The sequence below is a fragment of the Ruminococcus sp. Marseille-P328 genome (genome assembly GCF_964249465.1).
In the GTDB taxonomy this organism is placed as follows: domain Bacteria; phylum Bacillota; class Clostridia; order Lachnospirales; family Lachnospiraceae; genus Blautia_A; species Blautia_A faecis.
Genome location: NZ_CAXUBQ010000013.1, coordinates 120981 through 128013, shown reverse-complemented (window position 1 = coordinate 128013; position 7033 = coordinate 120981). Strand labels below are relative to the sequence as shown.

Genomic DNA, 7033 nt, shown 5'->3' with positions numbered 1-7033 from the left:
GTCGCAGTTAGCGATTAGTTCGCTGGAGCGTTGCGCCGGCGAGTGAGTAATACACATTGTCCAAATGCGTCCGCATTAAAGAACTTTTAATCAACTAAATAGCAATTCAATACGTTGCTTCTTTATAAAAATTCCGCTATAATAAACAATATGAGAAGCTCTTGACGGGGGCTCAGCATTTTACTTGTAGAGAGGTTGAAAGAATTAATTATGTCAGAAGAAAAGAAAGCGCCCTGGCTGGATACGCCAGATCCGCAGCGTTTTATCAAAAATGCAGCAAAGTTTAATGATCTGATGATGATGTATAGATGTGCCATCCGGGAGGTACAGACCAAGCTGGAAGTTCTGGATGATGAATTTTCAGTAGAGTATAAGCGAAATCCCATATCTTTTATTAAGACAAGGATAAAGAAACCAGAAAGTATTTACCGGAAACTGCAGAAGCTGGGATATGATTTTACAGCAGAGAATATTCAGGAACAGTTAAATGACGTGGCTGGAGTCCGGGTGGTCTGTGCTTTCATTGACGATATTTACACAGTGGCCAATCTGATTGCCGGACAGGATGATATTAAAGTTATTAAAATCAAGGATTATATCAAGAATCCGAAACCAAATGGTTATCGTAGTTATCATATGATAGTGGAGATTCCTGTATTCTTCTCCAAGGGGAAAACACCTATGAGAGTAGAACTTCAGATCCGCACCAACGGCATGGACTTCTGGGCTACATTGGAGCATCAGCTCCGCTACAAGAAGGGAATCGAGGACTTGCCAGGATATGCAGAGATCAGTGAAGAACTGCTCCGCTCGGCGCAGGCAGTAATCGAAACGGATAACGAAATGCAGCAGATTAAGAATAAGATTGGCATGTTTCATGATATTTAAGACAGGCTCAATCTACATAATTTTACGGCAGACAAAATTAATTGTCTGCCGCTATTTTTTAGCCGAAACTTTAGAAACTTTTCAATTCGGCACTAGTATTCTATTATTACGAAATAATATAACGTAAGTAAGAATAAACTTTTTCTCTGACAATCTCTCTTTTATTTCAGCCACACGAATACACAGAATAAAATAAACAAAAATGCCGCACTTCCAAAGATCAGTCCCACAGTCAGTGACGCCTTCAGCGAAAGCCAGATGATTCCTCTTCTTTCTTCCTTCGTCATCGGCGGATTCTGAAAAGCGCTCAGATCATCCGGTACTTCATTTTCCATTCCCGGTTCCGGTACTTTTACATCAAATTCTTTTCTGCTCTTAGATGGATCACCAGGAAATATCTGCCATGGTCTTCTGGAATTCCAGGGCATACCATCCACATCCATATTGGCTACTGTGTAATCGGGCAATTCTTCTTTTTTTCTTTTTCCCATGTAGAACCTCCTGTTTTGCTATTTAATGTGTTGGTCGTTATCCCAGACGCGATTTTACAATGTATATTCACCGCCGCGCGTCCAGGCGTTCCGGCAAGCTAATGACTAACTACGACTAAGACGCTCAGGAAAGCCTTCGCGCCTAAGTCTCCGTAAGTCGTGGATCTCGCCTCCACTAAAACCGCTCCTAAAATGCGCGGCTTGCGAATATACATTGCAAAATCGCTGGTTACTGGAAAGGGAAGAAAGAAACAGTAACGACAACAACGCGGGTGGGGTGAAGTAGTTGGTATCCCGCAACTTTATTGTTTTTTTTAATCTATCGTTGTCAAAAAAGTATCGGGAAACCAATCACTCCCCCTCCCCCCTGTCGAAAGTTCCTATGCACAAATAAGTCCCAGACAGTACACAGCATTCGGGCAATGGTGATTGCTCTAGCGAGCCATTTCAGGCGCGGTTTTAGCGTAGGCGAAATCCACTGCTTACGGAGACTTAATCGTGAAGGCTCTCCTGAACGATTTAGTCGCAGTTAGCAGTTAGTTCGCTGGAGCGTTGCGCCGGCGAGTGAGCAATCACCATTGTCCGAATGCGTCCGCCTTGAACAACTTTCAACACACTAAATAGCAACAGACCAGGTAATCCCTGGCCTGCTTTATTCTTAGTCATACAGATGGCAGCGCACCTTATGCCCATTTCCCATATCTTTTACCTCAGGCACCTGATTCTTACAAATCTCCATGCACTTCCGGCATCTGGTATGGAACTTACATCCCTTAGGCGGATTCGCCGGGGATGGAATATTTCCCTCCAGAATGATACGGTTTCTCTTCAGATCCGGATCTGGCATAGGAATAGCAGAGAACAGAGCCTCTGTATACGGATGAAGAGGATTTGCAAAAATATCTGCTGTAGTACCAGTCTCCACAAGACCTCCCAGATACATAACACCGATGGTATCGGAAATATGCTCTACAACGGAAAGATCATGAGAAATGAACAGGTAAGTCAGATTTCTCTTCTCCTGAAGTTCCTTTAACAGGTTGATGATCTGTGCCTGTACGGAAACATCAAGCGCGGAAACCGGCTCGTCACACACAACGAACTCCGGATTCAATGCAAGTGCTCTCGCAATACAGATACGCTGTCTCTGTCCACCAGAGAACTCATGGGGATAACGGTCCTTATGATAAGACTGAAGTCCACAGTCATCCATGATCTTGGTCACATAATCTGCATATTCAGACTTTGGAACCAGGTTATGCTCTCTTACAGCTTCCCCGATGATCTCGCCAACCGGCAGTCTTGGAGAAAGGGAAGAATATGGATCCTGGAAAATGATCTGCATCTTGGTACGCATATCGCGCATTTCTTTATTGGAAAGACCATAAACATCTTTTCCATTGAAGAGAACCTGTCCGTCTGTTTTCTCAATCAGTCTTAAGATGGTTCTTCCTGTAGTAGATTTACCACATCCGGACTCTCCAACAAGTCCCATTGTTGTTCCTCTCTTTAATGTGAAAGAAACGTCATCAACTGCTTTTACAGCTCCAACCTGTTTACCGAACATTCCACCCTTGATCGGGAAATATTTCTTAAGATGGGATACCTCCAGAATGTTATCGGACTGCTGATTCTTTGTATTTTCTGCTGTCTTATTCTCACTCATGAGCTTTTCCCTCCTCTCCCGGATGAACATTTGCCAGCCATCCGGCTTCCGGACGGTCTGCATAACGGTAACAGCTTACTTCATGTGTAGGACTTAATTTGATCACGCCTGGATAGCTTCCCTGACACTTGTCACAGCTAAGCTCACAACGGTCACGGAAATAACAGTAATCCGGCATATCAATAGGGTTCGGAACCTTACCTGGAATACTGTAAAGCTTGTCAACCTTTTTGCCTACAACCGGTTTTGAACGCATAAGTCCAATGGTGTATGGATGAGACGGGTTCTTAAAAATCTCACTTGCAGTACCTTTTTCAACTACACGGCCAGCATACATAACAACTACATAATCTGCCATCTCTGCAATAACCCCCAGGTCATGAGTGATCAGCATAATGGAAGAATTGATCTTATCCTTCAGGTTACGCATCAGATCCAGGATCTGCGCCTGAATGGTAACGTCAAGAGCTGTGGTAGGCTCATCAGCAATGATCAGTCTTGGATTACAAGCAAGACCGATTGCGATACATACACGCTGACGCATACCACCGGAAAGCTCATGAGGATACATCTTATAAACGCCCTCACTGTTGGCAATTCCAACCAGCTTCAGCATTTCGATGGTTCTGGCCTTTACCTGCTCTTTGCTCATATCCGGATTGTGAAGCTTGGTGATCTCATCAACCTGCTCTCCAATGCGGAATACCGGGTTCAGTGCAGTCATAGGCTCCTGGAAAATCATGGAAAGCTCATTTCCGCGAAGCTTCTGCATTTCACTTGTAGGAGTATTTACAATATTGTAAACCTTGTCTCCGGTATTAAAACGGATTTCTCCTTCTACAGTCTGTCCCTGAGGACGCTGTACCAGCTGCATAAGGGAAAGGCTAGTTACAGACTTTCCACAACCGGATTCTCCAACAACACCAACTGTTTTTCCCTGAGGAATTTCAAAGCTTACACCATCAACGGCTTTAACAGTTCCGATATCTGTAAAGAAATAAGTATGAACATTGTCAAACTCAACTACGTTTTCCGGATTCTTCATGGTAGTGATATACTCTGACTCCGGAATATTCTTTCTGTTTCTCTTCTTCTCTATCTCATTGGTGATCTTTCGATTCTCTTTGGAGATTCTTTTGGTTTCCTTAGCTGAGATATAGTTTGCGTTTTTCTTACCAAATAATGCCATATTCGCACCTACCGTTTCATTTTCGGGTCAAATGCATCACGAAGACCATCACCCACAAAGTTAAATCCAAGAACGGTCAGCAGGATTAAGAATCCGGCCGGGATCCATACGAACCAGAAGTTGGTCAATACGTATACATCATTTACCGCATTTACAATATTACCCCAGGAAGCGTATGGGAATTTAACACCGATTCCAAGGAAGCTAAGAGTTGCTTCCATCAGGATAACATCACCAAGTCCCATTGTTGCAATAACGATCAGCTGTGGAATAACGTTCGGAATCAGGTGACGGAAAATACGTCTTGAAATACGAACACCGGTAGCTTCTGTAGCAACCATAAATTCCTGCTCACGAAGAGACAGGATCTGACCTCGAACCATACGGGCAATTCCCGGCCATCCTACGATACCAAGAATTGCACAAAGTGCATAAATTCGGATTCGCGGGTCAATTTTGTAATAATCCATGACAGAACCGATGATAATGTACAGCGGCATTGCCGGAATACAGATTACAACATCAACCACACGCATGAGAATGGTATCTACCCATCCTCCAAAATAACCGGACACACCACCGATCAGAATACCAATAATACCTTCAATAATGATAACAACGAAACCGATCATCAGGGAAATACGTCCGCCATACATCAGTCTGGTCAGCATGTCCATACCGTTTCCGTCTGTTCCTAACCAGTGCTTTTTGCTTGGTCCGGAATAAGTATCATTTACAGTAGTTGCTTTCTGGCTTCTTACAACATACTGTGTATTCTTGGTCTGAAGCTGATAGGTTTCTTCTTCTCCAGCCTCATTAACAGCTGTAAATGTAGAAGCTTTGTCAGCAATTGCCTGTTCTACTGCTTCTTTAAAGGAAAGAGAAAGGAACACACCTTTTGCCTGAGGAGATACCAGAAGATTGGAAACAGTGGCATAAACTTCGCCATCCTTTATAACCTCTGTGGATGTCTCGTTCTCTGTTGTAATCAGCTCATAGGTTGCGCCATCGTATTCAAAAGAAGCATCTCCTGCTTCAATTGCATCAAGTGCTGCCTGTTGGAAATCAAATCCCATCTCTGCATCATTCGTTGCTGCGCTGAATACTTTCTTGGTTGCAAATGCAACTTCGCCGGAAATTGTGATCTGATTCTCACGTCCGGCCTTCTCAATTGTATAGGTAGTTCCATCTACTTCAAAGGTATTGGCATCATTTGCCACAGCCTCTTCATAGCCTTCTTTGATTTCATCTGTTATTTCTGTATTTCCAACCTGTTTATAAGTAGATTTTCCTTTCAGTGTAAGAACGGTTGCTACTGATTCTGAAGAATAAATTGCCCAGTAATCTTCACCTTTTTGTTCCAATCCGTAGGTTACATCATTTGCTTCAAAGGAATCATTTCCCTTGTTTGTAGCAAGGATAAATTTCTGCTGTCCCTGCGCAGGAAATTCTGCACCATTTGCTGTTGTAAAAATATAAGATTTATTATAGGTAGCTCCCGCATAGTCTTTCCATACATGATCTGTTTTACGGAATACCTGGCTTTCATTGTAAGGGCTTACCATACCACCTATAAATGAAAACAAAAACATCGCTACCAGAATTACAAGTCCTGCCACAGCCAGTTTATTGCGGAAGAAACGCTTTGCAACAAGCATTCCTGGTGAAAGGACTTTTACACGCTGTTCATCATCCAGTGCCTTGGAGGTACTGACATGATCGTCTTTTTTCTTTGTTGGATCTGTACTCATGTTTTTCCTCCTAATTTACTCGTACCCTTGGATCTGCCACAGCGTACAGGATATCTGCGATCAGATTGCCGGTTAATGTCAGAAATGCCAGAAATACCATATAGAACATGGTAAACGGAATATCTCCCTGAGTTAATGCCTGGTAGGAGGTATATCCAATTCCCGGAATCTGGAACAAAGTCTCTGTGATCATCGCTCCACCGAACAGGTTCGGAAGTGTACTTCCAAGGATGGTGATGATCGGAATCAGAGTATTGCGGAATGCATGATGAGAAACCACCTTTTTCTCCGGAACACCTTTCGCTCTGGCAGTACGGATATAATCTGCATTCAGAACCTCCAGCATATTGGTTCTGGTATAACGCATAAGGGAACCAACACTTACAATGGTCAGGGTAATAACCGGAAGGATCATATGCTGTGCCATATCCAGCATCTTGCCTACACTTCCGTAGGACTCATGCATACGGCTTACGATACCATACAGGTCAACCCATTTCAGATTAATAGAGAAAATCCATTTCAAAATGGTAGCAAAGAAAAAGGACGGCAGCGAAATACCGATCAATGCAAAAACGGTAACTGCATAATCAATCCTGCTGTACTGCTTCGTTGCCGATATAATACCCAAAGGTATGGCAATGATAATTTCCAACAGGAAGGAGGCCAGTGCCAGAGCAAAAGAATACCAGATGACACTGGCAAATTTCTGTTTTACTGGCTGATGGAAAATCCAGGATTCTCCGAATTCACCATGAACAGCTTTTCCAAGCCAGATGAAATAACCTTCCAGGACCGGCTTATCCAGTCCATAAGCGGCATTTAACTCAGCAACCAGCTCATCATAGGGCTTCGCGCCCTGTTTCATTGACATATCACGGGCTCTTCCCTCTACATAAGAAGTCGGAAGGGCTCTCTCAATTGAATAAATGATCATGGAAACGAAGAACAGGATCATCGCTCCAAGAAGTACACGACGTACAATAAATTTTTTCATTATATAAATTATCCTTTCAGTATCGGGCGGGAAGACTGACTTACCTTGTTC

At 43.2% G+C, this 7033-nt stretch carries 6 protein-coding genes; 1 reads left to right on the top strand and 5 read right to left on the bottom strand.

Translation table 11 applies throughout. From position 1 onward, the window contains the following. The first annotated feature begins 210 nt into the window (after positions 1–210). The gene (locus ACESTK_RS10985) at positions 211–888 is read left to right on the top strand and encodes a GTP pyrophosphokinase family protein (protein WP_118584331.1); all 678 of its coding nucleotides are present in this window, start codon (positions 211–213) and stop codon (positions 886–888) included. 161 nt (positions 889–1049) lie between these two features. Here the strand turns inward: ACESTK_RS10985 and ACESTK_RS10980 are convergent, their stop codons facing one another. The 5 genes from ACESTK_RS10980 to ACESTK_RS10960 all read right to left on the bottom strand — a co-directional run bounded on the left by ACESTK_RS10980 (position 1050) and on the right by ACESTK_RS10960 (position 6982). Beyond that, on the bottom strand, positions 1050–1379 hold the full coding sequence (locus ACESTK_RS10980; protein ID WP_118584332.1) for a hypothetical protein: 330 nt from the start codon (positions 1377–1379) through the stop codon (positions 1050–1052). Between the two features lie 658 nt (positions 1380–2037). Beyond that, complete coding sequence (locus tag ACESTK_RS10975; protein ID WP_195391740.1) at positions 2038–3045, bottom strand: ABC transporter ATP-binding protein; 1008 nt, start codon at positions 3043–3045, stop codon at positions 2038–2040. Beyond that, the gene (locus ACESTK_RS10970; protein ID WP_347708371.1) at positions 3038–4090 is read right to left on the bottom strand and encodes an ABC transporter ATP-binding protein; all 1053 of its coding nucleotides are present in this window, start codon (positions 4088–4090) and stop codon (positions 3038–3040) included. The genes ACESTK_RS10975 and ACESTK_RS10970 overlap by 8 nt, the downstream gene beginning before the upstream one ends. A 152-nt stretch (positions 4091–4242) precedes the next feature. Further along, positions 4243–5985 (bottom strand): ABC transporter permease, encoded by a 1743-nt coding sequence (locus ACESTK_RS10965; protein WP_373119728.1) that lies wholly within the window; start codon positions 5983–5985, stop codon positions 4243–4245. A 10-nt stretch (positions 5986–5995) separates the two neighbouring features. Then, positions 5996–6982: an ABC transporter permease gene (locus tag ACESTK_RS10960; protein ID WP_373119727.1), complete on the bottom strand. Its 987-nt coding sequence runs from the start codon at positions 6980–6982 to the stop codon at positions 5996–5998. Between the last annotated feature and the right edge of the window lie 51 nt (positions 6983–7033).